This is a genomic window from Marilutibacter spongiae (assembly GCF_014145325.1).
GTDB classification, from domain to species: domain Bacteria; phylum Pseudomonadota; class Gammaproteobacteria; order Xanthomonadales; family Xanthomonadaceae; genus Marilutibacter; species Marilutibacter spongiae.
Genome location: NZ_JACHTF010000002.1, coordinates 269,097 through 295,340, shown reverse-complemented (window position 1 = coordinate 295,340; position 26,244 = coordinate 269,097). Strand labels below are relative to the sequence as shown.

Here is a 26,244-nt window from a genome sequence, read left to right as displayed (position 1 = left end):
ACCCGCTCCGCCCGGGCGCGTTGCTGCCGCCGGCGGTCAGCAGTGTTGCCAATGGCATGCGCACGCGCGGGCCGATCGCGCCGATACTATGCGGCCCCCTCCGGTCGACGCCCCCATGTCCGACACGTCCACCGCCGCGGACGCGCCCCTGCCCGCGCCGCTGCCCCGCCACCTCGATCCGCGGGTGATGATCCCGCTGTGCCTGCTGACGCTGTACCTCGTCTGGGGTTCGACCTACCTCGGCATCCGCTTCGCGCTCGAGAGCTATCCGCCGTTCCTGCTGGCTGGCATGCGCTTCCTTGCCGCGGGGGTGGTGCTGTACGGCTTCCTGCGCTGGCGCGGCCACGCGGCGCCGACGCGCCTGCAGTGGCGAAACGCCGGCATCACCGGCCTGTTGCTGCTGGGGTTCGGCAACGGCCTGGTGTGCTTCGCCGAGCAGCGGGTCAGCTCCGGCATCGCCGCGGTGGCGGTGTCGAGCATGCCCTTGTTCGCGGCCACGTTCTCGGGCCTGTACGGGCAATGGCCGAGCCGGCGCGAAACCCTGGGGCTGCTCGTGGGTTTCGTCGGCGTCGTCGTGCTCAACCTCGGCAGTGGGCTGTCGGGCGAGCGCCTGGGGGCGATCGCGCTGCTGACCGCCGCCATGTGCTGGGCCTTCGGTTCGGTCTGGAGCCGTCGCCAGGACATGCCGGCCGGGCCGATGAACACCGCCGCGCAGATGCTCTGCGCCAGCGTGGCCCTGCTCGCGGTGGGCGTGCTCTCGGGCGAGCGTCTGCCCAGCCACCCGACGGTGCAGGCGACGCTTGCCCTGGCCTACCTCGCGGTGTTCGGCTCCATCGTGGCCTTCAGTGCCTACCTGTACGTGCTCAAGCACGCGCGTCCGGCGGTGGCGACCAGCTACGCCTACGTCAACCCGCCGGTGGCGGTGCTGATCGGCGTGCTTCTGGCGGCCGAGACCGTGGGCCCCTACGACCTCGCGGGCATGGCCATCATCCTGGTCGGTGTCGCCCTGATCACCGTGGTGGGCAAGCGTCGCCGTCGACCCGCCTGAGCGTCGCCATCCCGGCCGGGCGGGCACCGGCGCGGGTTTGGCGCTAGAGTCGGGACCGGAGCATGCGCTCCGATCCTGGGGACGGCCGTGGGCATGACGGGTACGCAGGCAACGCACGGCGGCATTGCCGCGCGGCGAGCGGAGGACGACTTTCCGTTCTACGACGACCGGCCGATGGCCCTGACAGGCCCCAGGTGGTTGCTGGTCATGGCCGGGGTGGTGCTGGGATTCCTGGTATTGATCGCACCCGTTCCCTTCTTCGCAAGCGCCTGGGGGCAATGGATCCCGGCGGTCCTGTTCTTCGCGATCCCGCTCGCGACACTGGCGTGGGGCCGCGCCGGGCCACTGGACCGCGATCTTCCGTCGACTCACGCCTGGCGACTTCGGCTGGATGCTGCTGGTGGCGCTGCTGAACGTGGTCGTGACGCTGGGCATCGCGCTGGCGGTCTCGCGCTTCTCGGGCGTTTCGGCCAACCCGGCGATGGAGATGCTGCGCGGACAGGCCACCGGCGATCGCGTGATGTTCTTCCTCAGGACCCTGCCGCAGTTGTTCGGCGAAGAGGTGATCACGGTCCTGCCGTTCCTGGCGATCGCCTGGCTGCTGCACATGAAGTGCGGCCTGGGTCGGACCGCCGCGCTCGTGCTGGCCTGGCTGGGCGCGGCGGTGCTGTTCGGCATGGCGCACCTGCCGACGTACGACTGGAACTGGGTGCAGTGCCTGGTGATCATCGGCAGCGCGCGGCTCGTACTGCTGCTGGGCTACCTGAAGACGCGCAACATATGGGTGTCCACCGGCGCGCACATCATCAACGACTGGCTGCTGTTCGGCGCCATGCTCCTCCTCAGCGGGCTCCTGGCGCCGGCCTGAGCCAACCGCCTCAGGCGTTGGAGTCGGCGGGCGGCGCCGAGGTGTCGAGCGGAGCGGCGCCGGCACTCGAGCGGCCGGCCGTGGCGACGTCCAGGCCCACGGTGTACGCGGTCATCGACAGCGAACCGTAGGTGTAGCCATCGGCCAGCACGCCGGGCGTGCCGCCGTCGGCCGCTGCGAGCCCGGCGATGTACAGCAGGGGCAGGAAGTGCTCGGGCGTCGGCGCCGCCAGGCCGTAGTCCGGCCCCTCCATCAGCGAGGGCAGCTCGCCCGGCCGTTCTTGCATGACCTGGCGGACCCGTTCGTCGAAGCGCCGGGCCCAGTCGAAGGCGCCGTCCGGCCGGTTCCAGTCGATCGCGCGGAGGTTGTGGACCACGTTGCCGCTGCCCATCACGAGGATGCCGCGGGTGCGCAGCGCGGCCAGCCGCTCGCCCATTGCCAGGTGGTAGGCCGCCGGCCGCCGTGCGTCGATGGACAGCTGCACCACGGGGATGTCGGCGTCGGGGAAGGCGTGCGCCAGTACCGACCAGGTCCCGTGGTCCAGGCCCCAGCCGTCGACGTCGGCGCCGACGTGGTCGGGCCGGGCGAGGTCGGCGATCTCTTCATGGAGCGCGGGCAGTCCCGGCGCCGGGTACTGCATGTCGAACAGGGCGGGCGGGAAACCGAAGAAATCGTGCAAGGTGCGCGGCCGGGCCATCGCGGTGACCGCGCTCGCGTTGACGTACCAGTGCGCGGAGACCATCAGGATCGCGCGCGGCCTCGGCACGCTGGCGCCGAATGCCCGCCAGGCGTCGGTGTAGCGGTTGCGTTCCAGCGCGTTCATCGGGCTGCCGTGGCCGAGGAAGGCGGCGGGCATGGTCGGGCCTGGCATGGAGCCTCCGGCGATCGGGACGTTGCAGGCATCGTACGCGCGCCCGGTATCGCGCAGGTCGCCATGGGCAGGACAGTGCGTGCGACGCGACTTCCGGGCGAAAGGGCGCGGGCACGGTGGTACCGTAGAACCGTCGGCGGAAAGTGGCCGGGGCCGGCCGCGAACGGATCGGAGGACGCGGGATGAGCGAGCGCAAGGTACCGGGCGTGGAACCCTTCGAGGGTGCGGCGGGCGGCTGGAGCGCACTGGGCGCGGTCGCCCGGGTGCTGAAGGACCAGATGGCGGTCGGGCGCGAGGCCTCGGCGCTGCGGCGGGTCAACCAGCCCACCGGCTTCGACTGCCCGGGCTGCGCCTGGCCCGACCCGCGGCACACCTCGTCCTTCGAGTTCTGCGAGAACGGCGCCAAGGCGGTGGCCTGGGAGGCCACCGGCAAGCGCGCCACGCCCGAGTTGTTCGCCCGGCACCCGGTCTCCGAGCTTTGGGAGTGGAGCGACCACGCCCTGGAGGATGCCGGCCGCCTCACCCATCCGCTGGCCTACGACGCCGACAGCGACCGCTACGTGCCGATCGAATGGGACGAGGCTTTCGCCCGCATCGGCCAGGCGCTGCGGGCGCTGCCGGATCCGGACATGGCCGAGTTCTACACCTCCGGCCGCACCTCCAACGAGGCCGCCTTCCTCTACCAGTTGATGGTGCGCGAGTTCGGCACCAACAATTTCCCGGACTGCTCGAACATGTGCCACGAGGCCACCAGCGTGGGCCTGCCGGCGTCGATCGGCGTCGGCAAGGGCACGGTGACGCTGGAGGATTTCGAGCACTGCGACGCGCTCTTCAGTTTCGGTCACAACCCCGGCACCAACCATCCGCGCATGCTCACCACCCTGCGCGAGCTGTCCCGGCGCGGGGTGCCGATCATCGCGGTCAATCCCCTGCGCGAGCGCGGGCTGGAGCGTTTCACCTCGCCCCAGCATCCGGTCGAGATGTTGGCCAACCAGGCCACGCCGATCGCGCGGACCTACTACCAGGTGCGCATCGGCGGCGACCTGGCTTTGCTCAAGGGCATGATGAAGTGGCTGTTCGAGGCCGATGCCGCGGACCGGGCAAGGGGAGGTGCCGGTGTCCTCGACCATGCGTTCATCGCCTCGCATACCCGGGGCATCGATGCGCTGCGCGAGGATGTCGAGGCGACCGCCTGGGACGACATCGTGCGAGCGTCGGGCCTGGCGCGCGAGGACATCGAGTCGGCGGCGCGCGTCTACGCGAAGGCCGATCGCGTCATCCTCTGCTACGGCATGGGCATGACCCAGCACCGCTTCGGCACGCGCAACGTGCAGCAGATGGCCAACCTGCTGCTGCTGCGCGGGAACATCGGGCGCCAGGGCGCGGGCATCGCGCCGATCCGCGGCCATTCGAACGTACAGGGCGATCGCACGGTGGGGATCACCGAGAAACCCACGCCTGCGCTGCAGGCGGCGATCCGGCGCACCTACGGCTTCGAGTTCCCGCTCACGCACGGGCACGACGCGGTCGCCGCGATCCAGGCGATCCGCGATGGCCGCTCCCGCGCGCTGGTCTGCATGGGCGGCAACCTCGCCGTGGCGATGTCGGACCCGGCGACGACCCTGCCGGCCATGCGCGGCCTCGACCTGGCCGTGCACGTGGCCACCAAGCTCAACCGCTCGCACCTGATCCCGGCCCGGCAGGCCTTCGTGCTGCCCTGCCTGGGACGCACCGAGCTGGACATCCAGGCGAGCGGCCCGCAATCGGTCACCGTCGAGGACTCGATGTCGATGGTGCACGCCTCGCAGGGCGGCCTGCCGCCGGCCTCGGAGCACCTGCGCTCGGAGCCGGCGATCGTCGCCGGCATCGCCAAGGCGCTGTTGCCCGACAGCCGCGTGGACTGGGACGGCCTGGTCGCGGACTACGACCGCATCCGCGACGACATCGAGGCGGTATTCCCGATCTTCCGCGACTTCAACCGGCGCGTGCGCGAGCCGGGCGGGTTCCGCCTGTATGTCGGCGCTTCGGTGCGCGACTGGGGCGGGGCGGGCAGGAAGGCCGAATTCCATGTCGCCGCGGGCCTGAACGAAGACCGCCCGGTGGAAGGGGCGGACATGCTGACCCTGACCACGATCCGCTCGCACGACCAGTACAACACCAGCATCTACAGCTTCGACGATCGCTATCGCGGCATCAGCGGCCGCCGCGACGTGGTGTTCATGAACGCCGAGGACCTGCGCGAGCGCGGCCTGCGCCACGGCGACCGCATCGACGTGGAATCGCGGGTGCCCGGCAGCGATCCCGGCGCACACCGTGTCGCCGGCTGCATCGCGATCGAGTACGACCTGCCGCGTGGTTCGGCGGCCATGTACTTCCCCGAGGGCAACCGCCTGGTGCCGCTTGCCAGCCACGACGCCGAGTCGGGGACACCGGCGTACAAGTCGATCCCGGTCCGCATCGTCGCGGCGGTCGCTTGAAGAGGGGCGAACCCGTCGGCAAGGGGCTCGCGGGGCGGGGCGTCTGGCGGGTGGAGGCGGGCGCGTCGACGCCGGCCGACGACCTGCTGGCCGAGGAGGTCCCGGTCGATATCCGGTTCGACGGCGTTGCGTTCGCGGTGATGATGGCCTCGCCGTCCGACCTGGAGGACTTCGCCGTCGGCTTTGCCCTGACCGAACGCCGCATCGCGCCCGACGCCATCGTCGGGATCCAGGTCCGCGAAGTCATCGAGGGCATCGTCCTGGAGATCAGCACCCGCGAACCGGCCGCGAGCGGCAGGGCCCCGGCGCCGCGGGCGATCCCCGGACGCAGCGGCTGTGGCCTGTGCGGCAGCCGCGCGCTGGAGGAAGTGCTGCGCCGTCCGGCAGCCGTCGGCGAGGGCGGTCGGCTGGGGGCCGGTGCGATCGAGGCGGCCTTGTCGGCACTGCGCTCGCGGCAACCGCTCAATGCCGCAACCGGCGCGCTGCATGCGGCTGCGTGGTGCGATACCGCCGGCGGCCTGCGACTGGTCCGCGAGGACATCGGTCGCCACAACGCGCTGGACAAGCTGATCGGGGCGATGCGGCGGCCGGGCACCGCGGTGCAGGACGGCTTCGCCCTGGTCACCAGCCGGGCCAGTTACGAGATGGCCGCCAAGGCCGCCGAGGCCGGGATTCCGGTACTGGCGGCCATGTCCGCGCCCAGCGCGCTGGCCGTCGATCTCGCGCGCGATTGTGGCCTCACCCTGGTCGGCTTCACCCGGCCGGGCCGCCACGTGGTCTACAGCCATCCGCAGCGCCTGGATGGCGTCGAGGGCGGGCGCGTCGCGGGCTGAGCGCGCGCGGCTCCAAGACGATCGGGCTGGGGTAACATCGGCAGCGGGACGCCGGCGCCAGGGGGTTGGCCGCCGCGCCCGCACAAGACAGGGGGAGGGGACCATGCGGCGGATCGTCGGAATGTTGCTGGTGGCCGTGCTGATGGCGGGCTGCGCACCGGTGCGCCAGACGCCGGACGAAGCAGTCGAGCAGGCGCAGGCACAGGCGCGTGCCGAGGCGGAGCGCCGCGAGGCGCAGGCGCGCGCGGAAGCGCAACGCAAGGACGCCGAAGCCTTGGCCGAAGCTCGCCGCGCCGCCGAGCGCGAGGCGCGGGCGAGGGAAGAAGCCGGCATGGCGCCGCCACCGCCACCCCCGCCGCCACCGCCGCCGCCGCGCACCGGCCGCTCGCGCGCGCCTGCTGCGCGCCCGTCGGCCCCGACCGCCGACTACGTCAACGTCGATGTCTTCTACGCGACCAACCGCAGCCCGCACGCCGCGTTCGACAGCCGGCCCGCGGCGGACCGCTTCACCGCTGCCAATGCCGGGAAGCTGACCTACGGCCAGGCCCGGATCAGTATCCCCAAGAGCCACGTTGCCGGCGAACTGGAGTCGCCGCGCTGGTACCTGCTGGAGTTCGAGGAAGACCCCGCCCGCCATGTGGTGCTGCAGGACGTCAGCCGCCTGCCCGAGGGTGCGTTCTTCGGATCGTTGCAGTCGCGCGTGCGCGACTCCGGCGACAGCAGTGCCTTCGTCTTCGTGCACGGTTTCAACGTGAGCTACCGCGACGCCGCCCGGCGCACCGCGCAGCTGGCCTACGACCTGCGCTTCGACGGCGCGCCGGTGTTCTACAGCTGGCCGTCGCAGGCATCGCTGACGGGGTATTTCACCGACGAGGAGACGATGGCCAGGACCGTGCCGCTGATCGAGGGCTTCCTGGCGGACATGGCCGACCGCTCCGGCGCGCGGAACCTCTACGTCATCGGCCACAGCATGGGGACGCGCGGCGTCACCCGCGCGATCCGCAACCTGGTGGCCCGCCGCCCGGACCTGCGCGGGCGCTTCCGCGGCATCATCCTGGCCGCGCCGGATATCGACGCGAAGGTCTTCCGCGAGCAACTGGCGCCGGCCATGCACCTGGCAAGCGGCCGGGTGACGCTGTATGCCTCGTCCGAGGACCTGGCGCTCAAGGCATCGCGACAGGTCAACCGCGGTCCCCGCGCCGGCGACTCGAGCGAGGGCGTGATGCTGGTGGACGGCATCGACACGATCGATGTGTCCGGCGTCGACCAGAGCATCCTCGCCCATTCCTATTTCATGGAGTCGGACCAGGTCATGGGCGACATCCGGCAGATGCTGCGGGGCAACCTGCCAGCGGCCGAGCGCAAGCCGCTGCAGACGGTGAAACTGCGCGAAGGGGTGTTCTGGAAACTGCTGCCCCCGTGACGCCGGCGCCTGGTCCACCGGTGTCCGGCGCGCCGCGCCGCGCGCGGCCCGTACGGGTCCCGGTCGTCGCGGCCTAGCCGTTGCCGTCCGTGGACGGCTGCGCGTTGTCGTTGTCCCTGGATGCGTCGCGTTCAGCGAGCTTCTTCGCCTGTTTCTCGTCTTTCTTCTTCTTCTTCGCGATCTCGCGCTGTCGTTTTTCGTACGAATAGTTGGGCTTGGCCATCGAGCGTTCCGTGGGTGTGTGTCCCTGCAGTGTACGGGTTCGCGCCGCCACGCCCCGCGTGGCGGGCGCGCCGCGGGTTTCACCCGGCTGCCACCGCACCCGCGATAGCGTCCTTGCATCCCCCATGCGACGAGTGAGCCCATGAGCCAGAAGAAGATCGCCATCCTCGCCACCGACGGCTTCGAACAGTCCGAGCTGGTGGAGCCCCGCGACGGCCTGCGCGCCGCCGGCTTCCATGTCGACGTCGTGTCGCCCGGCGGCGCGCGCATCCGAGGCTGGGCGGGCAAGGACTGGGGCGACGAGGTCGAGGTGGACGTCGCGCTCGACGACGCCTCCCCGGATGCCTACGACGCCCTGGTACTGCCCGGTGGCGTGATCAACCCCGACAAGCTGCGCATCGACGAATCCGCGGTGGCGTTCGTGCGCGCATTCGACGAAGCCGCCAAGCCGCTCGCGGCGATCTGCCACGGCCCCTGGCTGCTGGTGCAGTCCGGCGCTGCGAAGGACCGCGCGTTGACATCGTGGCCCTCGGTCCGCACCGACCTGGAGAATGCCGGCGGGCGCTGGCGCGACGCCGAGGTCGTGGTGGACGGCCACGTGATCACCAGCCGTAAGCCCGATGACATCCCGGCATTCACCCGCGCGGTGATCGATGCGCTGTCCTGACGCCAGGTCCGCGGCCGCATGATCGCGACGGTCGCCGCCTGCCTGCTCGGCCTGGTCGCGGGTGCCCGGACCTTCACCGCCCCGGCGGTGCTGGCCTGGGCGACACGGAGCGGTGCCCTGGATCTGCAGGGCACGGCGCTGGAATGGCTTGGGGGCGCCTGGGCGCCTTGGGTGCTCACCCTGCTGGCGCTGGCCGAACTCGCCGGCGACAAGTCGCCGCGCGCGCCCAGCCGCAAGACGCTGCCGGCCGCCGGCGCGCGCGTGCTGTCGGGCGCGTTCTGCGGCGGCGCGGTCGCGCTGGCGATGGAAGTCGCCTGGCTGCTGCCGGCCCTGGCCGGTGCGATCGCCGCGGCGCTGGGCACGCGCGGCGGCTATCGGCTGCGCATGGGCCTGGCCACGCGCTTGGGAAAGGACTGGCCCGCAGCGCTGCTCGAGGACGCGGCGGCGATCGGGCTGGCGCTGGGGACCGTCGCACTGCTGGCGGGCGGCCAGGACTGACGGCCGCTGGCGTCAGTCGGGCAGGTCCAGGACCGGGACGAAGCCCCCGAACACCATGCGCTTGCCATCGAACGGCATCGGATGCGCCTTGGGATCGAAGCGGGGGTCGTCGCCGTCCATCATCTTTTTCATGAAGGCGTCGCGCGTGGCCTTGTCCGGCCACTCGATCCACGAGAACGCCACGGTCTCCGCGTCGGTCGCCCGGACCGCGCCGAAGAAGTCGGTGTGCTTGCCGCGCGGCACGTCGTCGCCCCAGCATTCCACGATCCGCAGCGCCCCGTACTCCATGATCACCTCGTCCATCGCGCGGGCATGCGCGACGAAGGCGTCCTTGTTGGCGGTGGGGACGGCGATGATGAATCCGTCGACATACTTCATGGTGGGCTCCGTGCTGGCGTGGCGCGCGACAGGCGCGCCTTCACCTGGACGACGTCCGGCGGGGACACGGATCGACACACCGTCGGTCGCCTGCCGATAATGCCCGCATGAACAGGACACGCGATGCCCTCGACCTGCCCGCACGCATGGGTGAGATCGCGCTTGCGGGCATCTGTGCGTTCGCGGCGGCCGCGACCGCCGCGCAATGGCTGCGCGCCGACCTGGACTGGCAACACGCACCGCTGAGCTTCTACCTGGTGGGACCGTACGGCACCTGGGTGCAGGGTGCGTATTTCGCGCTGGCGCTGGCCCTGGTCCTGCTGGGGGTGGGCTGGTATCGCACGTTGCGACCCGCGGCCCGCAGCGCGGCGCCGCTGCTCCTGTTCGTCGCGGCCGCCGTGTCTCTGGCCGTGACCGCACTGGCCGGGACCGGGCGTGCCGGTTCGTCGCCCAGCCTGGAGGCCCTGGTGCACGGAGTCGCCGCACAGACCGCTTTCCTGTGCGTCACCGTCGCCATGCTGCTGCAAGCCTGGCGCCTGCGCGGCGACCCCGTCTGGCGCCACCGCTTCGCAGCGGCCTTCGCGCTGGCCCTGCTCGCCTTCATCGGCCTGTGGGTGCATGCCCTATGGCGCGAAGCCCCGCGCGGCCTGACCCAGAAGGTGGAGATCCTGTTGATCCTGTCCTGGCTGGCCCTCTCGGCCGCGGCCCTGCGCAACGGCCCGCGCGGTCAGATCCTGGTGCCGACCGGCAGGTAGCGCCACTGTCCCGGCGGCATCGCGCCCTCGGGGCCCTTGCCGATCGGGATACTGCCGATGCGCAGGCGTCGGATCGACCGCACCGACAGCCCGACCTGCGCGCACATGTCCTGCAACTGGCCCTCGCGCACGCCCTTGAGGGCGAAGCGCAGGCGCGTCTCGTTCTGCCAGCTGACCTTGCACGGGGGCAGGGCGCGGCCCTGGAAGGACAGCCCGTGGTTGAGCCGGCGCAAGCCCCACGGCGCCAGCTCGCCCTCGACCTCGACGAGGTATTCGTGCTCGATCACGTCCGCATCCTCGGTCAGCCGTCGCCAGACGCGGCCGTCCTGGGTGAGGATCATCAGGCCGCTGGCGTCGGTGTCCAGGTGGACCAGGGGCGTGAGTCGATGGAAGTGGCGCTCGAGCGGCCGGATGCCCGATGGGTCGTCGGCCCAGTGCGACCCGGGCTGGACCAGGCCCGCGGCCATGCGCCTGCCTTCGATCGCGTCGTAGCCCGCCGGCTTGTGCAGCAGCACCGTGGCCGGCTCGACGTCCTCCAGGCGCGCGTCCGGATGCAGCTCGACCGTGGCGTCCGCGACCGGGTGCTGCGGCGATTCGACCACGCGGCCATCCACCGACACCCAGCCGTTGCGGATGTATTGCTCGGCATCCGCGCGCGAACACCTGAACACTTCGGCGACGCGGTGGGCCAGGCGGACGGGTTCGGACATGGGTGCGGCATGCAGGGGCAGGGGGGTGGCAGTGTAACGACCCCGCCCGGGGCGTGCTGCCTGAACGAAGCGTTTGCCGGCTGCGCGGCGTTCTGCAACCATCGTGCGATTGCAGTCACGGCTGCTTGCAGGGGGGCGCCGTTGGATTACCTGGACCTGTTCGAACGTTCGCCCAATCCGTACATGGTCGTGGACCGCGGATTGCGCTACGTGGCGGTCAACCGCGCCTATGAGTCGGTGGTCGGGCGCACGCGCGACGTGCTGCTCGGGGTGGGCCTGTTCGAGGCCTTCCCCGGGGACGGCACGCGCCTGGGCGAGACCAATGTCGCCCTGCTGCGACAATCCATCGAGCGGGTCTTCGCCACCGGCGAGCGCGACGTGCTGAGCCTGATCCGCTACGCAATCGAGCGACCGGACGAGGCGGGGCCGGTCATGGAGGACCGCTACTGGTCGGCCACGCACACGCCGCTGTTCGACAGCGCCGGCCGGGTCGCGCACGTCCTGCAGCACACCACCGACGTCACCCACCTGCAGCGCCTCAACCAGGCGCTCGCGCGGGCCACCGGGGCATCGCAGGAACAGATCGAGTTCGGCATGTTCGAGCGTGCGCGCAAGGTCCAGGAGCACAATCGCGCGCTCGAACACCGCATCAGCGACTTGGAGACCCTGTTCGCGCAGGCGCCCGGCTTCATGGCCTACCTGTCCGGGCCCGAGCACCGCTTCACCCTGGCCAACCGGGCGTACGAGACCCTGGTCGGCCGTGACCGCGACCTGATCGGGCGGGTCCTGGAAGAGGCCTTGCCCGAGACCGCCGAGCAGGGCTTCCTGGCGCTGCTCGACGAGGTATACCGGAGCGGCCGGCCCTACGTGGGCCAGGCGGTCCCGCTGCTGCTCCAGCGCGAGCCCGACGCGGAGCCCGAGGAGCTCGTGGTCGACTTCGTCTACCAGCCGGTGAAGGATGCCGGTGGACAGGTCGTCGGCATCTTCGTCCAGGGCAACGACATGACCGCCCAGGTCGCCGCGCAGGCGGAAGTCGAGCTTTTCCACAACAACCTCGCCGAACTGGTCGAGCAGCGCACGCAGGCGTTGAAGGTCAGCGAGGAGGAACGGCTCGCCGCGCAGGCCGCGCTGCACCAGTCGCAGAAGCTCGAGGCGATCGGCCAGCTCACCGGGGGCGTGGCCCACGACTTCAACAACCTGCTGCAGGTCATCGGCGCCAACCTCGAACTGCTCGAAGGGCAGGTCCAGGACAGCGTCGCGAGCCAGCGCCTGGCCTCGGCCCGGAACGCGGTCCAGCGCGGCGCCCAGCTGGTGTCGCAGTTGATGGCCTTCGCTCGCCGCGACCCGCTCAACGTGGCCGTGTTCGATCCGGCGCTCACCCTGTCGACCCTGGCCGACATGCTCGAACGCACCCTGGGCGAGGGACGCGAGATTGCGCTCGAGCTCGACCTCGACTGCGAGACGCGGATCCGGACCAACCCGCAACAGTTCGAGACCGCGATCCTGAACATCGTGATCAATGCCCGCCACGCCATGCCCCATGGCGGCAAGGTCCGCATCGAGTGCCGCTGCGTGGACGGCGCCGAAGCGGGACGGGGCGGCGAGCACGTCCGCATCACCATCGCCGACACCGGCACGGGCATGGCCCCGGAGGTCGTGGAGCACATCTTCGAGCCCTTCTTCACCACCAAGCCGCAGGGCGAGGGCACCGGTCTGGGCCTGGCCGCGGTGTACGGATTCATACAGCAAAGCGGCGGCGAGATCCGCGTCGACAGCGTTCCCGGCGAGGGCAGCCGTTTCACGCTCTACCTGCCGACCACCGACGCGCCCGGCGAGCCGGTGGTCGATCCCGCGGACAGCACGCCACGCGGACGCAATGAGGTGGTGCTCCTGGTGGAGGACGACGAAGGCGTGCGACGCACCGGCGTGGACATGCTGTTCGACCTGGGTTACGACGTCGTGCAGGCCTCGCATGCCGCGATGGGGCGCGCCCTGCTCGATGAGGGCCTGCGGCCGGCGTTGCTGTTCAGCGACGTGGTGATGCCTGGGCCGATGCACAGCTTCGACTTGGTCGCGCACGTGCAGGCTCGGTTGCCCGGGACCGCCGTCCTGATGACCTCGGGTTATGCAGAGGCAACCCTCTCACGCTCCGGCGCGGCGCGGCCCGATGTCCCGATGCTCGCCAAGCCCTACACGCGCGCGGACCTGGGCCGCCACGTGCGCGCCGCCATCGATGGCCACCGGCTGCCGCCATCGCTGCGCGTGCTGCTGGTGGAGGACAACGAGGACGACAGGCTGCTCACGGGCGAGCTGCTGGAGGCCTGCGGGATGGACGTGGCGCACGCGGGCAATGCCGAAGAGGCGCTGCGGCGCCTGGCCGAATCGCCGCGCGACGTCCTCCTGACGGATGTCGAGCTGCCCGGCTGCGACGGCATCGAGCTCGCGCGCGAGGCGCGCGTGCGCCAGCCGGGCCTTCGCGTGGTGTTCGTCACGGGGCACGACGAGGACGCGGTGCGCGAGCGCGGCGGCGTCGGGGCGATCCTGTCCAAGCCCTTCTCGCGCGCGCAGCTGACCTCGGCCATCGCCCTGGCCACCCAGGCCCTGGACGCCTCGTCGTCGCCGGCTGGCTGAACGCTTCGCGACGGCGGTGCGATCGCCGTCGCGGGCCCGTGCGAGAATGCCCGCCCCCGAGCGCCCGAGCCGCCCCCAGTCCATGAAGACCCCCACCGCGCTGATGGCGCTGATCGAGGACGGCGTCATCGACGCCGTGCTGCGCCCGCTCAAGAGCGGCAAAGAAGCAGCGGTGTACCTGGTCCGCAGCGGCGACCATGTCCGCTGCGCCAAGGTCTACAAGGACATGGCGCAACGCAGTTTCCAGCAGCGGGTGCAGTACCAGGAGGGGCGCAAGGTCCGCGGCAGCCGGGAGGCCCGTGCCATCGGCAAGGCGACCCGATACGGCAGGCGGCAACAGGAAGCCGAGTGGAAGAACACCGAGGTCGACGCGCTCTACCAGCTTCGCGACGCTGGCGTGCGCGTGCCCGAACCGCATGGCTTCTTCCACGGCGTGCTGGTGATGGAGCTGGTCGTCGATGCCGACGGCTCGCCGGCGCCGCGCCTGGGCGAGGTCGAGCTGGGTCCGGAAGTAGCGCGGGCATTCCATGGCGTGCTCGTCCGGCAGGTCGTTCGGATGCTGTGCTGCGGCCTGGTCCACGGCGACCTGTCGCCCTACAACGTCCTGGTCGGCGCGGACGGCCCGGTGGTGATCGACTTCCCGCAGGTGGTCAGCGCCGCGGGCAACAATGCGGCGCGGAGGATGCTGCTGCGCGACGTCAACAACCTCACCGCGTGGCTCGGTCGATCGGCACCGGAACTGCTGGACACCTGGTACGGAGAGGAGATGTGGGCGCTCTATGAAGCCGGCGCCCTCGCATCCGATACCGACCTGAGTGGCCACTTCGAGCACGACGCGCACGAAGCCGATGTCGAGGGCGTGCGCGATGCGATCAACGAGGCCCGCGACGAGGCGCTCATCCGCCAGCAGGGCCGGGAAGCCGCCGAACTGGAAGACTGAACCCGGTTCGCGATTTGCGGTTCACGCCGGGCCCCCGGCTGACGTTTTCCACGGCATGGGCAATGACGCCCCTGCCGGAGGACTCCCCATGACCCGCATCTACCGCGGCCAGGCCCAGATCGAGAGCCTGGACCCCTATTTCATCGACGCGCTTGGCCTGTGCCGGGCCGCGGCCGGCTGGTTGCAGCCGCGCAACCGCAACGTGCTGCTCGACCCCAACGACGCGGACGCCGGGACCGTTCGCGGCGCACTGACGACCTACTTCGGCGTCCAGTTCGGCGCCGGGCCGATGCCGGCGCTGGGGCCGGGCGACACCGTCTTCGTCGATACCGCACAGACCGTCTACGCCGCCATCGCCACCGCGCTCAATACCTGGACGGTGTACATCGAGTACGCCGACTGGCAGGACCACGATCCGGACGAATACGCATCGGCGCGCCCGCCGGTGGTGTTCCCCGATGCCGAAGGCAACGTGGACGCGGGCAATCCCAACAGCTTCCAGGCGACCTGGGCCGACGTGCGCAACAACATGAACCGCGGCACCCAGAGCTACGTGTTCATGCACAACGGCCTGCCGGTCACGGTGTCGCCCGCGCGCGACCTCGCGTTCAATATCCAGTTGAATACGCGCTTCCGCAATGCCGACGACATGCTCAAGCAGGAAACGATCATCCACGAGATGTCGCATGCGCTGGCCGACACCAACGACGCGGCCTACGCCGACACCCTCGCGCAGGCGCGGCTGATCTGCGCCGCGCACGGGGCGCCCACGGCGCGCGATACGGCCGACTGCTGGGGCTTCTTCCCCTTCGACCTCTAGGCGGGCGCGGGCCGGGCGCCGGATGCGCGAGCGGACCGGGGGCGGGCGGCGAGGGCATCCGGCGCCCGGCGGGGCGATGGTAGAGTGGGCCGCTCCATCGCCCGCACCGGAGCCTGTGTCCATGTCCAGCACCCCCGCCTTCCATTCCATCGGTACCCCCGGCGTCGCGTGGGGCCCGGCCGAGCGCGGGCAATGGCTGGCGCGGCAGTCCAGACACCGCAGCTATCGGGAAGACGTCGTCGACGCGATCGATCGCCTGCGCGCGCGCTTCGACGTGGAGGACTATGGGCGCCTGGTCTATGGCGAGGAAGCCTATCCGTTGTATGCCGTGCGCAGCCGCGGTTGGCGCGACGACCTCCCGGTCGTGTTGGTGACGGGGGGTGTCCACGGCTACGAGACCAGCGGAGTCCATGGCGCGCTGCGTTTCCTCGACCTCGATGCCGCCGACTACGCCGACCGGGTCAACCTGCTGGTGGTGCCCTGCGTGAGCCCCTGGGCCTACGAGCGCATCCACCGCTGGAACCCGGATGCGATCGACCCCAACCGCTCTTTCGTCGAAGACAGCCCCGCCGGCGAGTCGGCCGCGCTGATGCGCCTGGTGGCCCCGCTGCAGGGACGGGTGCTGTTGCACGTGGACCTGCACGAGACCACCGACAGCGACGAGAGCGAATTCCGGCCCGCGCTGGCGGCGCGCGATGGCAAGCCCTTCGAGCCGGGCGAGATCCCAGATGGCTTCTACCTGGTGGGCGATACGGCGAACCCGCAATCGGATTTCCAGCGGGCGATCATCGACGCCGTGGCGAAGGTCACCCACATCGCCCCCGCCGATGCGCGCGGCGAGATCATCGGGTCGCCGGTCGTCGCGCCGGGCGTGATCAACTACCCGCTCAAGCCGCTGGGCCTGTGCGCGAGCATCACAGGTGCGCGCTACACCACCACCACCGAGGTATACCCCGACAGCCCGAGGGCGACCCCCGAACAGTGCAACGAGGCCCAGGCCACCGCGGTGCGCGCGGCGATCGACCACGCACTCGCGCACGGCTGAGCGCCACCGGCACAGCACCGGCCGCTGGTCGCGCGGCCGGGACGGGTTCCGGAGCGCGCCCATTCCGGTCATGCTGTGCGCCGTTCCCATCGAAGACGCCCCTGCATGCACCTGCGGTTCCCCAGCGCCTGCGACATCGGCCAGCACGACTTCGCCGGCATCCTCGACACCATCCACGACGAGGTTCGCCGGCGCCTGGGCGAAGGTCGCCAGGCCGATTACATCCAGGCCCTGGCGAAAGTGCCGCTCGATGGCTTCGGCATGGCCCTGGTGCTTCGCGACGGCCGCGTATTCGAGGTCGGTCGTGCCCGTCATCGCTTCACCATCCAGAGCATCTCCAAGGTCCACACGCTGACCCTGGCGCTGGACGCGGTGGGCGACGCGCTGTGGGAGCGGGTGGATCGCGAGCCCTCGGGCGATGCCTTCAATTCGCTCATCCAGCTCGAGTACGAGAAGGGCATCCCGCGCAATCCGTTCATGAATGCCGGCGCGCTGGTCGTCGCCGACGTGGTCCTGTCCAGCTGCAGCGACGCGCGTTCGCGCCTGCTGGCCTTCATGCGCGCGCGTTCGGGCAACACGGCGGTGGCCTGCGACGAGGGCGTGGCGCGCTCGGAGGCCGACACCGGGCATCGCAACCTGGCGTTGGCGCATTTCATCAAGAGCTACGGCAACCTGCACAACCCGGTGGAGGACGTGCTCGACTTCTACTACCACCAGTGCGCGCTCAGCATGGATTGCGTCGACCTGGCCCGGAGCATGCAGTACCTGGCCGGCAACGGCCACTGCAGCGTTTCCGGCGAGCAGGTCGTCAGCGGCGAACTGGCGACCCGCATCAATGCCCTGATGATGACCGCGGGGACCTACGATGCCGCAGGCGACTTCGCGTTCTACGTCGGGCTGCCGGCCAAGAGCGGCGTCGGCGGCGGCATCGTCGCCGTGGTCCCGCACGTGCTCAGCCTGTGCGTCTGGTATCCGGGCCTCGACGACAAGGGCAACTCGCTGCTCGGCCGGTATGCCCTTCATCGCTTCAGCCGCATGACCGGCCTGTCGGTGTTCTGAGGCCTCGACGGGCGCGGCCCGTTGACGGATACCCAAGCCCAGCGGTCTTGGCTATGCTCGCGCCATGAGCCCGCATGGCACCGGCGGTCGAGGCCCGGGGGAATCCGCCCGCCGACGGCGTGCGCGCAGGTGGCTGCGCAAGCTCGCACTGGTGCTGGGCCTGGCCTACGCTGGCTACCTGCTGATCGGCAACCTCCTGCTCAACACCCCCCTGGGGCCCGCGCTGGCGAACCGGCAGCCGGAAAAATTCCACGTCGACTGGGGTCACGGCTACACGCTGTGGCCGGGCCGCGCGCAGCTGTGGGACATCGAACTGGGCGGTCGCGTCGCGCGTAACGCGTGGACGCTCGAAGTGGACGCCGCGGCCGGCCGCGTGCGCCTGCTGCCGCTGCTGCGACGGCGGCTGGAAGTGCCCTGGGTCGAAGCAGGCGGCGTCGATGCGCGCGTTGAGCGCCTGCCCGGGGCCCTGGCACGCGCCGCGCCACGGCCCGGCGCCTGGACGCTGCGCTTCGAGCGGGTCGCGGCCACTGAAGTGCGGAGCGCGCGACTGGGTGGGCTGGTGCTCTCCGGGCAGGGCACGGTGGAAACGGGCTTCGAGAAACAACTGCGGGGCGGTGCGCTGGAAGTGATGCCGTCGCACGCGCACTTCAGCGATGCCCGCCTGGACAGGGGCGAGGTCGGCCTGCTCGCCAGCGCCACGCTGGACGCACGCTTCGCGATGGCGCGCCATCGCCGCGCCGACGCGGCCGGCGCCGACGCCCTGCGCCTGACCCAGGGGGTATTGCAGGTGGAGGGCAGGACGCCCGGACTTTCCCTGCGACTGCAGGAAGGCCAGTCGGGCGTCGACACGCGCCTGGTGGCCGAAGAGGGGCGGGCGTCCGCCGACCTGGCGTGGGCGGACGGGGCCCTGCTGCCCGGTGGCCAGGCCCGGATCGACGTGCCGGTGCACAGCACCGGTTTCGATGGCGTCCGCCACGAGAATCGCCTGCAGCTCCACCTCGACGTCGACGAGGGAATCCGGCTGGCGGCGGCGACGCGGGTCCCAATCGATGGCGCGGATGCGCCCGACCTGTCCGTGGACGCCCGGCTCGACATCGACGGCCGGGCCTTGCCGCTCGAAGGCATCGATGCGTTGCTGGCGCGGACCTCGGGATATGTGCAGGGTCGCTGGGCATTCCCTTCGCTGGCCTGGCTCGAGGCCTTCCTGCCGCAGGCTGCTTGGCTCGGCATCGAAGGCGAGGGCCTGGTCGATGCGGACATCCGTGTCGTGGAGGGCCGCGTGGCCGCCGACAGTCGCGTCGACGTGCCCCGGGTCAAGGCAAGCGCAACCGTGATGGGCAACCGGATCGATGGCCAGGCGCGCCTGGAGGCCCGCCTCGCGGAGGACGCCGACGGGGCGCTGGTGCCCCGGCTGGCGCTGCACATGGATGCCTTCCGGGTGGCCGATGCCGCCGCGCCCGACCGACCCTATGTCGAGGGCAACGCGCTTGAGCTGGAGGTCGATTCGGGCATCCCGATCGGCAGCGTCCGCCAGGCCGGCGCGGCGGCGGCCCTGCAGCAGGCCCGGCAGGACGTGAAGGCGCGCCTGCGCTTCGAGGGGGCGAGAGTGCCCGACCTGCGTGCCTACAACGGCTTCCTGCCCGGTACCCAACTGCGCTTCGACGGCGGCTCGGGCACCCTGGGCGGCGACCTGCGGCTGGATACCGAGGGCGTCATCGATTCGGGTTGGCTGCGCATCCGCGCGACCCGCGCGCGCTTGCACATGGCCGAACTGGCGATGGGTGCCGACGTCGACCTGCGCGCCCGTCTGGCGCGCAACGACGCCGTGGCGCACGAGTTCAAGCTCGACGGCTCGACCCTGGACCTGGCGAACGTGAGCTACACCGAGCCCTCCGGCGACAGTATCCGGGGCTGGTGGGCGAAGGTCGCCTTCGACGATGCCCGGATCGACTGGAAGCGCCCGATGGACGTGTCGGGCCGGGCCCGCATCGCCATGCGCGACGTCAGCCTGCTGTTGTCGTTGTACTCGCGGCAACGCGACTACCCCAGGTGGATCACGCGGGTGGTCGGTTCGGGCCAGGCGCAGGTGACCGGTCGCCTGGCCTGGAAGGGCGACACGCTGGTGTTCGACCAGCTGCATGCCGACAACGGACGCTACGAACTTCGGGCCAGGCTCAAGCTGCAGGGCAAGCAGCGCACCGGCAGCCTGTACGCCAAGTGGGGCGTGCTGGATTGCGCGGTGGAACTGCGCAACGGCACGCGCAAGTTCCACCTGGTGCGATCGCGCCGGTGGTACGACGCGCAGCCGGCGTTGCTGCCCTGAGTCGACGCACCGCCCCGCGGCGGTACGCGACGCATCAGTCCAGGCGGACGTCGGCGACCTTGTCCTGGTAGTCCTTCTTCGGGTCGACGCCCAGCAGCAGCTTCACGCCCGCCAGGAAATTGGACTCATTGAGCCAGATCTCGGCGTGCTCGGCATCGAAGCGCAGGAGGGTGAGCTTGGGGTCGTCCTTGCCTTCGAACCATGCCGCGATGAAGGGATTCCAGAGACGGTCGATCACGGCCCTGTCGTTGTCGATGACCAGGCTGCCCTGGATGCTGGCGAACAGGTCGTGGTCCTTGGCGGAGAAGGCGGCGATGGCACGACGGCTCTCGGCCAGGTGCTGCACGACGGCGTTGGGGCGTCCGGTGAAGAACCAGATGGGACCGCCTTCGTCGTGTTCGGTCATGGCGGTCATCGGGCGCGAGTGGCCGTCCTCGACGCCGTCCACCCCCAGCATGAGGGTGCGATCGGATTTAAGGGCCTTCCAGAAGCGCTTTTCGAGTTCTTGGGGTGTCGTCATGGGAGCCTCGTTGGGGGAGCGGTCGGGGCCACGATGGCCCGCGTCCCATTGGTAGGGCACTGGCCGTTAAGCACGCGTACGTTTCCCGCATCCGGCACGCATCGCCACGACATCGGTTGTCGGGCGGTACATCTTGGTGACGGGCAGGTGCGCGCCTCGCCTCAGGTATAGACCGCCAGCGGAATGCCACGCGCGCGGCGATCGCTGTAGTCGGCGCGGATGTCGCGACAGTACGGCCCATCCATCCGGAAGCGGCGGCAGACGTCCGGCCGGCTGCCGTAGATCGAACAGCCCCCGCTGGCCGCGTCGACGGCGACGCACCAGCCTTCGGCGTCGCGCGCCATGACATGCAGGCCCGCCGCCGTGCGTGCGGTGAGGTGCTCGGGAATGCGGTCGTCCGCGTCGAGGACGACGGTCAGGCGACAGCACACCGCGTCGCAGCGGCTGCAGTCGGCATGGGCGCGCGCGGCAGTCATGGCGTCGGCGCTCCCACGGCATGGTCGTCGCGGCGGTAGTGCAGCAGCCGCCCGCGCGGTACGTCGGGCTCACCGTCGAGGGCCTGGCGGCGTTCGGTGACCGAGAAGCCCTGGGCTGCCAGGTGCCTGGAGAACGGCGCGCTGTTGCCGCGGCCCGGGTCGCTCACCACCACCTCGGCGACTGAATGCGCGTGGCGGCCCACCACCTCGGCGAGCAGGGCGGCATGCCCCCGCTCGTAAAGAACATCGCTGGCGATGATCATGTCGAAGCGGCCGAGCGTCTCCAGCGGCAGGTCCCAGTCCATCTGCCGGTAGTGCACCGAGTCGAGCGCATTGAGCGCCGAGTTGTAGGCCAGGAAGGGTTCGGCAAGCGGATGGATGTCGGAAGCGACGATCTCCGCGCCGCGCTGTTGCAGGACCAGGCTCGCAAGCCCGATCCCGCAGCCGACTTCGAGGATGCGCTTGCCCGCCACGTCGGCGGTGGCCATCGCCTGCGCGAGCAGGCGGCCAGCGGGCCAGAGCTGTCCGAAGAGGCTCCACTGCGCCGGCGAAATGCCCAGCCGTTCGCCATGACCGTCGGGGTCGGAGAACTGCTGCAGGTCGCTCAGTACGCGAAGGTGGAATGCATGGCCGCCCACGTGGACGAGCAGGGTACGGGTGGAGTAGCCGGGCACGGCGCTTCCTGGGAAGTGTCGCCCGAGGGGGCGATGACACGTGAAGGGAAGCGGCCGGCGACGCAGGCGCGTCGCGGGGGGCTTGCGAATAAAGCCTGTAGCGTGCTTCGGATGGTAGCACCGCGGCCCGGCGGGCGCGTGAGGATCGCGTCGCGTGGCCCCCGGGTCGGCGTGCAACGCCGCCCCGGGGGCGTGCCCGGTTTTACTTGTCGAGCGCGATCACCGCATCGAGCGTCTCGCGCACGTGCTTGTTGGGGCTCATGTCCGAGTAGGCGTGCGCGACATGACCGTCGGGGGTGATCACGTAGGACGTGCGGCTTGACCATTCCGGCTTCATCGACAGCGTCGCGTCGTATTCGGCGGCGATCTTCGCGCCCGGATCGGCCGCGACCGCGAACTTGCCGCCGCAGGTCTCCGTGTTGCTGGAGAACGCCTGCAGTTCGTCGATGTTGCCGCCGGTCACGCCGATCACGGTCGCATCGTGGTCCTTGAATTCTTCGATGGCCTCGGAAAACAGGTGCGCCTCGATGTTGCAGCCGGGCGTATTGGCGGCCGGGAAGAAATAGACCACCACCGGACCCTTCTCCAGTGCCGCGGCCAGGTCGAAGGTGAACGGCTCGCCGGCGAGATAGGCCGGCGCGGTGAAGACCGGGGCCTCGGCGCCGGGCTTGAGCGCCGCCATCGCCGTGGAGGCGAATGCGAGGCCGATGAGGGTGGCGGACAACATGCGCTGGGTGGCGTTCATCGCGACTTCTCCGGGGAGGGAGCGCCAGCATACGGGTTTGGCCCCCCTGGGTGCGACGTTCCCGCGCAGGAATGCGCGGGCCACCGGGGCCCGCGCATCCTGGCCGGGCGCCTGCCCGGACCTGGCGCCGTCTCTCAACAGCCGGCGGCGTTGCACAGCGGCACGATGTTGCTGCTGCTGAACCGGGGCCCGACATAGCTCTGGCCGAAGTCGCCGATATGCGGCCCGCTGACGACCGCGTTCACGTGGTTGCCCGAATGGGAATTGGGCGTGTAGTTGCGCAGCCAGCCACCGCCGCTGCTGCCGTAGGTCATGTCGCACCCCTGCACCAGCACGTCGGAGCCCTCGTTGCTGGAGGAGTAGGTGTAGCCCCGGCAGATGCTGGTGTACTGCGTGCTGATGTTGCTCGCATAGCCGTGCGAGTAGGTGTATTGCACGTAGGGCTGGTTCCAGGAACGGCCCAGCCAGCCGACGTAGTCGGTGACGGGCCGGCCACTGGACTGCTCGCCGGCGAGCCGGATCACCGCGACGTCCCAGCGTCGGCCACCATCGTTGATCCAGTTGTTGAGCACCGTCGCCGACTGCCAGCCGTACTTGCCGTAAGGCGCCACGCCGTAGCGGTCGGCGGGCACGAACACGAAGTTCGAGTTGAAGCCCTGGCCGCGGGTGTAGACGCAGTGCGCGGCGGTGATGAGCACCGAGTTGCCGCTGGCCACGTTGGCGGTGCAGTACGAACTGCCGCCGCTGGGCGTGGTGAAGTACAGCTTGCCGATCTTGTTCCACGGCGCGGCCAGCCACTGCGACGTGTTCAGGTTGCCCGGATAGCGGACGTAGCCGTAGTGCGCGCCGTCCTGCGGCGACACCGTGCCGTCGCCCAGCGCCTTCGCGTCCGTGCCGGCCTCCATGCGTTCGAGGTCGCGCCAGGCCTCGGCGAAGTCACCGCGGGCGAGATACTCGGCGAAGGGCGGCGCGGCGCCACCGCTGGCGTCGCCGGCGGGACCGCGCAGTTCCGGCGCGGGCTTGGCGTTGCCCTTGGCGGGCTTGGACATCGCCGCGTCGTCCAGCCATGGCAGCGGGGCGACGGCCGAGCGCTGCTCGGCGGTGGCGAAGGGATGCGGGCGACCGAGCGCCCCGGTGAGCGTCTGCTGTGCGCCGCGCGGCGCCTCCAGCTGGACGACATCGCCCTCGGGCATGCGGACCCGCTTTTCCGCGGCGAACGCCGACGGCACCATGGCGACCAGTGCGAGGGCGGCGAGCATGGCCGGGGCGCGCGAGGGGCGCGTGGCCGGGCTTGATTGACGATTGTGGTTGCGTGCTTCCATGACGTTGACTCCTTGACTACCGATGCGCAATCGCATCTTTCGGGGGATACCGGCCCCGGGCGTCGTCGTCCCGCGCACGCATCGACGCCGCGGTGTCCTGGGACGCCGCGTCGCGATGATGGAGGGAGGGGAGTGCGTCTGGCACGATCGACATCCTGTTCAGGCCGGTTGCTTCGACCCGGTGGATGACGGTCCTGTCATGCCGGGTCAGTCAATCCAACGCAGCGTTCCCCGAATGCCGGACACGTCGCCGTGCGTGCTTCGACACTGAACGCGCGTCGTCGCCCGTTCACGTTTCCCATGGCCTGCGGCGGCATCGGCGTGTTCCTTGGGCACCGTCGCGCGGGCAGGCAATGAGGATGGCCGGCGGTTTTCGCATGACGGCCGCGATGGCCACTTTGGCCGGCATTCCGCGGGCCCGTAGGCCCTGATAAGGCTCGTAGGGTGGGTAGAGCCGAAGGCGAAACCCACCGTTGCGGGATTGCATGCACGATGAATGATGGGTTTTGCTTCGCGCTACCCATCCTACGACCCGGCCTCTCGTCGCGCTTCGTAGGGTGGGTAGAGCCGAAGGCGAAACCCACCGTGGGCGCAACCGCACGAATGACGCACGATGGGTTTTGCTTCGCGCTACCCATCCTACGACCCGGCCTCTCGTCGCGCTTCGTAGGGTGGGTCGAGCCGAAGGCGATGCCCGCCATGGTTTCCGGCCACGACGCATGTTGGTTTTTGCTTGGCCCAACCCATCCTTCGAAGCTCGATCGGAACCCAAGGCAAGGTCAAAGGCTTCCGCCCGCTGCGCGTCCGGGTCCTTTTGTCTTGTCAAAAGGAACCAGAACCGCGGGCTCCATCGGCCGCCGGTGCGGCTTCGCCGCACCGGTCCCCTGTGCGCCTCGGCCGCGGCGGTACGGCGCCCAAACTCGCTGCGCTCAGACAAGGGCGCCTCTGTGGCCGCCACGGCTTCACTCCCTGGGCGCCGTCTCATCGAGCAGGTCGCGTCCACGCGTGGACGGGTCCATCGCGCGCTCGAGCTCGATGCGGCTCCCGATCTCGTCGCGCGCGCGGGTGTCCACCGCCGCGTCGCCATCCGTTACCGCGCCCCGGGAGGGTGCGTGCGCAGGCGAGGGCGGTGCTGCCTCGAACGACTGCAGCTGCAGGCGGTAGATCGGCTCGGGCATGTCCATGCCGGCGGCCTCCAGCGCGGTTTTCGCCAGGCGGATCGCCTCGCTCTTCACCGCCGCGAAGTCGTGGCTGCGCTGGTCGACCCAACCCAGGAAACGCACCTGCACGTTGGAGTCGCCCAGCGAGGCGATGAACGCGCGCGGCGGCGGCGTGTCCAGCACGCCCTCCAGCGAGGCGATCGCCTCGATGCCGATCGCCTGCGCGCGCAGCAGGTCCTCGTTGACGCCGATGCCGACGTCGAACTGGAAGCGGCGACTGGGATTGCGGGTGTAGTTCAGGGTGACGCTGCGGAACACCAGCGCGTTGGGCAGGCGCAGGTGGTTGCCGTCGAGGGTGACCAGGATGGTCGCGCGCGAGGTCATCGAGGCGACGATGCCTTCGTTGCCGTCGATGACGACGTGGTCGCGCGGCGAGAAGGGTTGCCGGATGCTCATCAGGATGCCGGCGAGGTAGTTCTCCAGGATGTCCTTGAACGCGAAGCCCAGGGCGACGCCGAGCACGCCGGCCGTTCCAAGGATGGCGCCCGCCAGCGCGGTGGCGTCGAGGATCTCCAGCGCGACCAGCACGCCCAGGGCCAGTACCAGCCATCGCACGCTGGTGCGGGCGAGTTCCTGCATGAAGGGGTTGTAGCGGCCGACGCGGTCGATGAACGCACGCTTCGACAGCCAGCGGCCCAGCATCCACGCCAGGACGACGACCACGAGGGCGAGGACGAACACCGGCGCGGCGGACACCAGCGAGGTGACTTCGCGCTGCAGGCGCTCGAGCGCGGGGGTGAAGCTGATCTCGAAGTCGGGCATGGGTGTGTTTCGCATCGAGGGGCCTCCAGCCTGCCACCCGGGGCGTGGACGCCATGCGTGCACGCGGTCCACGGGCCGCCACGCCGCCTTCCCGGCAGCGGTGGTTTCTTCGGGCCCGGATGGCGACCGGCCCGGCGCATGCGCATGGGCATCCGCGCACCGCGGCCTCGCCCAGACCACAGGGGACGCCCACAACGAGGAGCAGCGACATGGAGCATGCGATTTCCATCCTGGCCGTGTGCGTGGCCCTGGCGGCCTGCAAGCCTGCGTCCGAGGGAGAAGGGGCCCAGCCTGCGGTCGACACGGCACCCACCGCGCCGGCTGCCGAAACGCCGCTGCCGCCTGCCGAAGCTCCCGCCCCGGGGCCGGGCTTCGACAAGACACTCGAGTTGCAGGGCATCGGTTTCCATATCCAGGGAGGCGATGGCCGGGTCACGGTCACGCCCACCGGCCTCGAGGCCAGCAACGAGCCGATGACGCGCGACGTCGATGGCCAGGTGATGGACGCGGAACTGGCTGATCTCGATGCGGACGGCTCGCCCGAGGTCTACGTCTTCGTCGCCCCGGCGAGCGAGGGTGGGCCCGCGGGCCTGGTCGCCTTCGCGGCGAACAAGCGCAAGAGCCTGAGCGACATCTACCTCGCCCCGCTCGCCGAGGACCCCGAAGCGGCGGACGGCTACAAGGGCGGCGACGACATCGCCGTGGTCGAGAATCGTCTCATCCGTCGCTTCCCACTGGTGGGCGAAGATGGCCAGCCGACCGGCAAGACCCGCCAGGTCGTGTATCGCCTGACGCCGGGCGAAGCCGGTTGGGTACTGGAAAAGGAGCGGGTCAGCGAATTCTGACCGGCTGACGCTTCACTGCCCTGGCGGTCCACGGCCCATGGCCGGTGGGCGGGCCAAGGGCGCGGCAGTTTGCTGTTCCATGACTTCGACTCGAGGAGTTCGCTGATGAAAC

Annotated in this window: 25 protein-coding genes; 15 read left to right on the top strand and 10 right to left on the bottom strand. The window is 70.4% G+C overall.

Features of this window, described 5'->3' with window-relative positions; translation table 11 throughout:
* The first annotated feature begins 115 nt into the window (after positions 1–115).
* Positions 116–1,048: a drug/metabolite exporter YedA gene (gene yedA, locus H4F98_RS02940; RefSeq protein WP_182685159.1), complete on the top strand. Its 933-nt coding sequence runs from the start codon at positions 116–118 to the stop codon at positions 1,046–1,048.
* 400 nt (positions 1,049–1,448) lie between these two features.
* Positions 1,449–1,916, top strand: a complete 468-nt coding sequence (locus H4F98_RS02935) for a CPBP family glutamic-type intramembrane protease (protein ID WP_182685158.1) — start codon at positions 1,449–1,451, stop codon at positions 1,914–1,916.
* Positions 1,917–1,926: 10 nt separating this feature from the next.
* On the opposite strand, the gene ygiD is transcribed toward H4F98_RS02935, so the two are convergent.
* Positions 1,927–2,787, bottom strand: coding sequence for a 4,5-DOPA-extradiol-dioxygenase (gene ygiD / locus H4F98_RS02930; RefSeq protein ID WP_246372774.1), 861 nt, complete (start codon positions 2,785–2,787; stop codon positions 1,927–1,929).
* Positions 2,788–2,969: 182 nt separating this feature from the next.
* Between ygiD and H4F98_RS02925 the strand changes: the two genes are divergently transcribed.
* From H4F98_RS02925 to H4F98_RS02915, 3 genes are all read left to right on the top strand, one after another.
* Positions 2,970–5,264, top strand: coding sequence for an FdhF/YdeP family oxidoreductase (locus tag H4F98_RS02925; protein ID WP_182685157.1), 2,295 nt, complete (start codon positions 2,970–2,972; stop codon positions 5,262–5,264).
* Positions 5,261–6,097: a formate dehydrogenase accessory sulfurtransferase FdhD gene (fdhD, locus tag H4F98_RS02920; RefSeq protein WP_220479055.1), complete on the top strand. Its 837-nt coding sequence runs from the start codon at positions 5,261–5,263 to the stop codon at positions 6,095–6,097. Before H4F98_RS02925 ends, fdhD begins: the two co-directional genes overlap by 4 nt.
* 103 nt (positions 6,098–6,200) lie before the next feature.
* Positions 6,201–7,520 (top strand): alpha/beta hydrolase, encoded by a 1,320-nt coding sequence (locus H4F98_RS02915; protein ID WP_182685156.1) that lies wholly within the window; start codon positions 6,201–6,203, stop codon positions 7,518–7,520.
* 73 nt (positions 7,521–7,593) lie between these two features.
* On the opposite strand, the gene H4F98_RS02910 is transcribed toward H4F98_RS02915, so the two are convergent.
* Positions 7,594–7,743 (bottom strand): hypothetical protein, encoded by a 150-nt coding sequence (locus H4F98_RS02910; protein ID WP_182685155.1) that lies wholly within the window; start codon positions 7,741–7,743, stop codon positions 7,594–7,596.
* 141 nt (positions 7,744–7,884) lie between these two features.
* Here H4F98_RS02910 and H4F98_RS02905 point away from each other — a divergent pair, with 141 nt between their 5' ends.
* Both H4F98_RS02905 and H4F98_RS02900 read left to right on the top strand, forming a co-directional pair.
* A complete protein-coding gene (locus tag H4F98_RS02905; protein WP_182685154.1) occupies positions 7,885–8,409 on the top strand; it encodes a type 1 glutamine amidotransferase domain-containing protein in 525 nt (174 codons plus the stop codon).
* 18 nt (positions 8,410–8,427) lie between these two features.
* On the top strand, positions 8,428–8,907 hold the full coding sequence (locus H4F98_RS02900; RefSeq protein WP_182685153.1) for a DUF4126 family protein: 480 nt from the start codon (positions 8,428–8,430) through the stop codon (positions 8,905–8,907).
* 12 nt (positions 8,908–8,919) lie between these two features.
* Here H4F98_RS02900 and H4F98_RS02895 read toward each other — a convergent pair whose 3' ends face one another.
* Positions 8,920–9,285, bottom strand: coding sequence for a DUF1428 domain-containing protein (locus tag H4F98_RS02895; protein ID WP_182685152.1), 366 nt, complete (start codon positions 9,283–9,285; stop codon positions 8,920–8,922).
* Between the two features lie 107 nt (positions 9,286–9,392).
* Between H4F98_RS02895 and H4F98_RS02890 the strand changes: the two genes are divergently transcribed.
* Positions 9,393–10,040 carry a DUF998 domain-containing protein gene (locus H4F98_RS02890; RefSeq protein WP_182685151.1) on the top strand — a complete coding sequence of 216 codons (648 nt, stop codon included), beginning with the start codon at positions 9,393–9,395 and terminating at the stop codon, positions 10,038–10,040.
* Here the strand turns inward: H4F98_RS02890 and H4F98_RS02885 are convergent.
* Positions 10,013–10,750, bottom strand: a complete 738-nt coding sequence (locus H4F98_RS02885) for an rRNA pseudouridine synthase (protein ID WP_182685150.1) — start codon at positions 10,748–10,750, stop codon at positions 10,013–10,015. The genes H4F98_RS02890 and H4F98_RS02885 overlap by 28 nt on opposite strands.
* Positions 10,751–10,891: 141 nt before the next feature.
* Here H4F98_RS02885 and H4F98_RS02880 point away from each other — a divergent pair, with 141 nt between their 5' ends.
* The 6 genes from H4F98_RS02880 to H4F98_RS02855 all read left to right on the top strand — a co-directional run bounded on the left by H4F98_RS02880 (position 10,892) and on the right by H4F98_RS02855 (position 19,568).
* Complete coding sequence (locus H4F98_RS02880) at positions 10,892–13,381, top strand: response regulator (RefSeq protein WP_182685149.1); 2,490 nt, start codon at positions 10,892–10,894, stop codon at positions 13,379–13,381.
* Between the two features lie 82 nt (positions 13,382–13,463).
* Positions 13,464–14,321 (top strand): PA4780 family RIO1-like protein kinase, encoded by an 858-nt coding sequence (locus tag H4F98_RS02875; RefSeq protein ID WP_182685148.1) that lies wholly within the window; start codon positions 13,464–13,466, stop codon positions 14,319–14,321.
* A gap of 88 nt (positions 14,322–14,409) precedes the next feature.
* Positions 14,410–15,141, top strand: coding sequence for a hypothetical protein (locus H4F98_RS02870; protein ID WP_182685147.1), 732 nt, complete (start codon positions 14,410–14,412; stop codon positions 15,139–15,141).
* Between the two features lie 121 nt (positions 15,142–15,262).
* A complete protein-coding gene (locus H4F98_RS02865; protein ID WP_182685146.1) occupies positions 15,263–16,186 on the top strand; it encodes a M14 family metallopeptidase in 924 nt (307 codons plus the stop codon).
* Positions 16,187–16,291: 105 nt separating this feature from the next.
* Positions 16,292–17,245 carry a glutaminase gene (locus H4F98_RS02860; RefSeq protein ID WP_182685145.1) on the top strand — a complete coding sequence of 318 codons (954 nt, stop codon included), beginning with the start codon at positions 16,292–16,294 and terminating at the stop codon, positions 17,243–17,245.
* A gap of 64 nt (positions 17,246–17,309) precedes the next feature.
* The gene (locus tag H4F98_RS02855) at positions 17,310–19,568 is read left to right on the top strand and encodes a translocation/assembly module TamB domain-containing protein (protein ID WP_182685144.1); all 2,259 of its coding nucleotides are present in this window, start codon (positions 17,310–17,312) and stop codon (positions 19,566–19,568) included.
* 34 nt (positions 19,569–19,602) lie between these two features.
* Here the strand turns inward: H4F98_RS02855 and H4F98_RS02850 are convergent, their stop codons facing one another.
* From H4F98_RS02850 to H4F98_RS02825, 6 genes are all read right to left on the bottom strand, one after another.
* Positions 19,603–20,088, bottom strand: coding sequence for a pyridoxamine 5'-phosphate oxidase family protein (locus H4F98_RS02850; RefSeq protein WP_182685143.1), 486 nt, complete (start codon positions 20,086–20,088; stop codon positions 19,603–19,605).
* Between the two features lie 161 nt (positions 20,089–20,249).
* Positions 20,250–20,564 carry a YkgJ family cysteine cluster protein gene (locus tag H4F98_RS02845; protein ID WP_182685142.1) on the bottom strand — a complete coding sequence of 105 codons (315 nt, stop codon included), beginning with the start codon at positions 20,562–20,564 and terminating at the stop codon, positions 20,250–20,252.
* Positions 20,561–21,238: a methyltransferase domain-containing protein gene (locus H4F98_RS02840; protein WP_182685141.1), complete on the bottom strand. Its 678-nt coding sequence runs from the start codon at positions 21,236–21,238 to the stop codon at positions 20,561–20,563. Before H4F98_RS02840 ends, H4F98_RS02845 begins: the two co-directional genes overlap by 4 nt.
* 202 nt (positions 21,239–21,440) lie before the next feature.
* Complete coding sequence (locus H4F98_RS02835; RefSeq protein WP_182685140.1) at positions 21,441–21,983, bottom strand: peroxiredoxin; 543 nt, start codon at positions 21,981–21,983, stop codon at positions 21,441–21,443.
* Between the two features lie 134 nt (positions 21,984–22,117).
* On the bottom strand, positions 22,118–23,305 hold the full coding sequence (locus H4F98_RS02830) for a trypsin-like serine peptidase (RefSeq protein ID WP_182685139.1): 1,188 nt from the start codon (positions 23,303–23,305) through the stop codon (positions 22,118–22,120).
* Positions 23,306–24,267: 962 nt separating this feature from the next.
* Entirely contained in the window at positions 24,268–25,302 is a 1,035-nt protein-coding gene (locus H4F98_RS02825; RefSeq protein WP_182685138.1) for a mechanosensitive ion channel family protein, read from the bottom strand.
* Positions 25,303–25,496: 194 nt separating this feature from the next.
* Between H4F98_RS02825 and H4F98_RS02820 the strand changes: the two genes are divergently transcribed.
* Positions 25,497–26,132, top strand: a complete 636-nt coding sequence (locus H4F98_RS02820) for a hypothetical protein (RefSeq protein ID WP_182685137.1) — start codon at positions 25,497–25,499, stop codon at positions 26,130–26,132.
* Positions 26,133–26,244 lie beyond the last annotated feature (112 nt).

Bases quoted from the DNA above. Each gene is read 5' to 3' on its own strand.
- H4F98_RS02895 (WP_182685152.1), bottom strand. From the start codon at position 9,285: ATGAAGTATGTCGACGGATTCATCATCGCCGTCCCCACCGCCAACAAG.
- H4F98_RS02855 (WP_182685144.1), top strand. From the start codon at position 17,310: ATGAGCCCGCATGGCACCGGCGGTCGAGGCCCGGGGGAATCCGCCCGC.
- H4F98_RS02820 (WP_182685137.1), top strand. From the start codon at position 25,497: ATGGAGCATGCGATTTCCATCCTGGCCGTGTGCGTGGCCCTGGCGGCC.
- H4F98_RS02905 (WP_182685154.1), top strand. From the start codon at position 7,885: ATGAGCCAGAAGAAGATCGCCATCCTCGCCACCGACGGCTTCGAACAG.
- H4F98_RS02910 (WP_182685155.1), bottom strand. From the start codon at position 7,743: ATGGCCAAGCCCAACTATTCGTACGAAAAACGACAGCGCGAGATCGCG.
- H4F98_RS02860 (WP_182685145.1), top strand. From the start codon at position 16,292: ATGCACCTGCGGTTCCCCAGCGCCTGCGACATCGGCCAGCACGACTTC.
- H4F98_RS02885 (WP_182685150.1), bottom strand. From the start codon at position 10,750: ATGTCCGAACCCGTCCGCCTGGCCCACCGCGTCGCCGAAGTGTTCAGG.
- H4F98_RS02865 (WP_182685146.1), top strand. From the start codon at position 15,263: ATGTCCAGCACCCCCGCCTTCCATTCCATCGGTACCCCCGGCGTCGCG.
- H4F98_RS02890 (WP_182685151.1), top strand. From the start codon at position 9,393: ATGAACAGGACACGCGATGCCCTCGACCTGCCCGCACGCATGGGTGAG.
- H4F98_RS02875 (WP_182685148.1), top strand. From the start codon at position 13,464: ATGAAGACCCCCACCGCGCTGATGGCGCTGATCGAGGACGGCGTCATC.
- H4F98_RS02845 (WP_182685142.1), bottom strand. From the start codon at position 20,564: ATGACTGCCGCGCGCGCCCATGCCGACTGCAGCCGCTGCGACGCGGTG.
- H4F98_RS02925 (WP_182685157.1), top strand. From the start codon at position 2,970: ATGAGCGAGCGCAAGGTACCGGGCGTGGAACCCTTCGAGGGTGCGGCG.
- H4F98_RS02915 (WP_182685156.1), top strand. From the start codon at position 6,201: ATGCGGCGGATCGTCGGAATGTTGCTGGTGGCCGTGCTGATGGCGGGC.
- H4F98_RS02870 (WP_182685147.1), top strand. From the start codon at position 14,410: ATGACCCGCATCTACCGCGGCCAGGCCCAGATCGAGAGCCTGGACCCC.
- ygiD (WP_246372774.1), bottom strand. From the start codon at position 2,787: ATGCCAGGCCCGACCATGCCCGCCGCCTTCCTCGGCCACGGCAGCCCG.
- yedA (WP_182685159.1), top strand. From the start codon at position 116: ATGTCCGACACGTCCACCGCCGCGGACGCGCCCCTGCCCGCGCCGCTG.
- H4F98_RS02900 (WP_182685153.1), top strand. From the start codon at position 8,428: ATGATCGCGACGGTCGCCGCCTGCCTGCTCGGCCTGGTCGCGGGTGCC.
- H4F98_RS02835 (WP_182685140.1), bottom strand. From the start codon at position 21,983: ATGAACGCCACCCAGCGCATGTTGTCCGCCACCCTCATCGGCCTCGCA.
- H4F98_RS02850 (WP_182685143.1), bottom strand. From the start codon at position 20,088: ATGACGACACCCCAAGAACTCGAAAAGCGCTTCTGGAAGGCCCTTAAA.
- H4F98_RS02830 (WP_182685139.1), bottom strand. From the start codon at position 23,305: ATGGAAGCACGCAACCACAATCGTCAATCAAGCCCGGCCACGCGCCCC.
- H4F98_RS02825 (WP_182685138.1), bottom strand. From the start codon at position 25,302: ATGCGAAACACACCCATGCCCGACTTCGAGATCAGCTTCACCCCCGCG.